Raw genomic sequence first — 4,064 nt, forward strand, 5'->3', positions numbered from 1 at the left:
CTTGTATGGAATCGCATCCTTTGGGTTGGTCTTGGGCTTTTAGCCCTTCTTTATACACTGTTCAGGTTTGATTTTCAACGTTTTCTAAGTCGGAATTACGGTACTAAAAAGAGAAAAACGGAAGAAGAAACTACTGCGGTTTCCTCAACTCATACCAACATTCCTGAGGTTAGTAAAGTATATTCCAGAGCTCTGAATTTCAAGCTTCTTTTTAGCCTGGCTAAAATGGAATTTAAAAATATCATCAGGGATAATTTCTTTATTGCCATATTAGTGGCGGCTGTCCTTTTCCTGTTTTTTGATGCCTGGTTTGGTTTCCCTATTTATGGAACTCCTTCGCTGCCACTCACCTATTATATGCTGGAAGTCAAGGATTTTACCTATATCATTCTGATTTTCGTCCTGATTGTCTTTATGACCGGTGAAGTCCTTCATAGGGAACGCAGTGTGAATTACGATCAGATATTCGGGTCACTACCTATTCCAAATGGAATAGTTTATGGGTCTAAATTTCTGGCACTGACATTTGTGAGTTTTCTGCTTGTTAACCTTATCCTTATCAGCGGTGTTTTTAATCAGCTGATAAAAGGATATTTTAACTTTGAGTTCGACAAGTATTTTACTGATCTGTACCTGATTGAATTTCCAAAGTATATCATTTTTGTGATGCTTGCTTTCTGTGTACATTCCTTAGTGACCAAAAAATTCATTGGTCATGTTGTGGCCATTGCCATATGGGCTTTGTTGTTTGGTTTAAATAGTTTCCTGGACGTGGACAACAATCTATATTTATATGGTTATGCACCGGGTTATACGGTTTCAGACATGAACGGCTTTGGCCATTTTGGCACATCTCTTTTTTGGTTCAGACTATATTGGCTGGCATTTGGTGCAATACTTACCCTATTGGGTTTTCTGTTTTGGAAACGCGGCACGGATTCGGGAAGAAAAGCGCGGCTTCAAATCGCCAGGGGTAGATTAAAAGTCAGCACTCTTTCTTCTATAATTCTGTTAGCCGTAATATGGCTGGGCTCCGGAGTCTTCATAAACTATAATACCAAAACATTAAATCATTACAGAACCGAGAAGGCAGGTACCATAGGCTCTGCCGATTATGAGAAAGAGTTAAGTCAATATTACCAGAAAACACAGCCCAAGGTTATCGATGTAAAGGTAAATGCAGATCTGGTACCGGAAAAGCGTCATGCTACCATTACGACTGTATATAAAATGGTAAACAAATCGAACGAAACCATTGATTCGCTTCACCTTAACTGGGGAGGACCCGGAATCTTTCACAAAAAAATCGAAGAGTTCAAAATAGGTGGGAAAACACCTGTTCTTGGAAAAAAATACGAAGCTTTTGGTTATGAGATCTATTCTCTGGGTAAAAGTATGCAGCCTAATGATACTTTGGTTTTGGAGTTAAAAGTAACTGGTTCTTTTGAGGGTTTTCCCAATGAAGGTAGTGGATCAGATATTGTATACAACGGAACTTTCCTAAACAATAACTTTTTCCCCTCATTCGGGTATTCCTCACAGGGAGAATTAACCAGTGATCAGGACCGAAAAAAATATGAACTTCCAATAAAGGACTATCAATTGCCTCCACAGGACGACGAATGGGGTTTGCAGAATCTGTTGTTTAATGATGATGCAGATTATGTAACTTTTGAGGGAACGGTCAGCACTGCCCCGGATCAGATAGCTATTATGCCGGGTTATTTGCAAAAGGAGTGGGAAGAGAACGGCCGCAAGTATTTTACCTATAAGATGGAAGGCGACCTGGATTTCTTTTACAATATTTCCTCTGCGAGATATGACGTACATAGGGAAGTGTGGACTGGTAAAAATGGGGAAAAAGTGAATATTGAAATTTTCCATCATCCAACACATACCTATAATCTGAATCGTTTTGTAAAAGGGGTACGTCATTCATTAGATTATTTTTCTGAAAATTATGGCCCCTACCAGTATCGTCAAATGCGGATTCTGGAATTTCCACGATACTCCACTTTTGCACAATCTTTTCCTAATACCGTGCCATTTGCCGAGAGTTTTGGCTGGGTAGGCGATTTTAGTGATCCGGAAGATTTGGATTATGTGTATACCGTTACGGCACATGAAGTAGCGCATCAATGGTGGGGACACCAAATTACCCCTTCGGCTACAAGAGGTTCCAATCAGATTTCAGAGTCTATGGCAGAATATTCTTCCCTGATGGTAATGAAAAAAGAATATGGCGTAGATGCCATGCAGGAATTCCTCAAGGAAGAACTTGATCGTTACTTAAGAAGCAGGGCTAATGAAAGTAAATTTGAAAAAACACTCCTCGATAATGACAACCAGGCCTATGTTTGGTATCGAAAAGGGGGGCTTATTCTGTATGCTTTGCAGGATCTTGTTGGGGAAAAGAATTTAAATAAGGCTTTTAGAAGTTACGCGGACTCGGCGGCTTTTCGTCCTAAAGCGCCATTTACAACCACAAAAGAATGGTATCACTTTATAAATACTGCCACTCCCGATTCTTTAAAGTATTATCTGGAAGATAGTTTTGAAAAAATCACCCTGTATTCAAATAAAACTTCTAATGCAACTTATAAGAAATTAGAAAATGGGCAATACGAGGTGACCATTGATGTTCAAAGCGGCAAAAATCATTTTGACGGGAACGGAAAACTTCTTGATTCGCCAGAACAGCCGAATGTATTGGAAATTGGAATTTTTGCAGAAGATGTCAAAAATGATTTGGGTATGACCGTTAAATCTCCAATGGTTTTGGAAAAAAGGTGGGTAAAACCCGGTGAGAGTTCCTTTACATATACCGTTAAAACTTTACCAATAAAGGCCGGAATAGATCCTTATAATAAAATGATTGACCGTATCCCCGACGATAATTTAATAAATGTGGAAGAAAAAGTTGAATAAATGCAATAGACAAACTATTTAAATATAATTTGTTTTTAAACTGTAGATGGCTTTAATTATTTAAAATCAAAAGTCTTTATAAGACCCTGCTTTTGCAGTAGTATTTGCTAAAATATTACTAGCGGATTTAGGAATAGAAAGTGGATAAAATTTTATTAAGTCTAATAATAAAATACTCATTTTTAGCACTTTAACACTTTATTTGGAATGGTAGTTCAAATAAAAGTTACCTTTGATTCGTTAGAAGGTCAGAAAGCCTACCTTTATTTCGATCTACCCGGATCTTTAATTTACTCCCGCTCTCTTCAGTTTTTTAATAGCAATAGTGCTAAAACCATTTTATACGCCAATAAGAAGAAAAAGTGATTCTGGTTTAGATGTTATTTTAAGTGAAAAGTAATTTTCCTCATATACTTCAATTAGTTTCTCCAAAAATTCTCAAATTATTTACCGCCCCACCGTTTTTAATGAACAAGAAATAAATATGTTCGTTAATCTCAAAAGCCGGTAAAAAGCTATAAAATTAAAACAATCCGGTATTAAAAATCCAAAATTTTCAAAAAGAAGAAGTTCAGACTTTTCTAAGACATTAAGAGAAAGAGTCAATACATATTTTAAAACAAATAATATTAGTAAACATGCCAACAAAAGCATGGTTTTAAAAACCATATTAATGTTATCATTATTTCTTTTACCAATGATAATAATCAACAGTGGTCTCATAACTAGTTCAGCAATGCTGTTTATCCTTTATATTATTAGCGGATTAGGAATGGCAGGAATTGGTATGGGTATCATGCATGATGCCATTCATGGTTCATATTCTACAAATAAACATGTAAATAAATATCTGGGGTACACTATGAACCTGATTGGCGCAAACTCAACAGTTTGGCGGATTCAACACAACGTATTACACCATACTTATACCAATATAGATCAAACAGATGATGATATAAATCCGCCCGCTGTTCTGCGGTTTTCGCCCCATGCAAAAAAATACTGGCTGCATAAGTTTCAGCATATATATGTCTGGTTTTTCTATGGTTTGTCTACCATTTCCTGGATCACCTCCAAAGATTTTGTCAGAATAAATCGATATAGAAAGAAAGGCTTTTTTACTAAAAAAAATGAAT

The 4,064-nt window shown here is 36.6% G+C and carries 2 protein-coding genes; both read left to right on the plus strand.

Annotated elements, in window-relative coordinates; translation table 11 throughout:
• A partial coding sequence (locus WBN20_RS03845; protein ID WP_424280764.1) for a M1 family aminopeptidase occupies positions 1-2,928 on the plus strand: 2,928 nt, incomplete at its 5' end.
• Positions 2,929-3,601: 673 nt separating this feature from the next.
• On the plus strand, positions 3,602-4,064 hold a 463-nt coding region (locus WBN20_RS03850), incomplete at its 3' end, for a fatty acid desaturase family protein (protein WP_424280765.1).

The sequence above is a fragment of the Eudoraea sp. genome, assembly GCF_049665975.1.
Classification (GTDB): Bacteria; Bacteroidota; Bacteroidia; order Flavobacteriales; family Flavobacteriaceae; genus Eudoraea.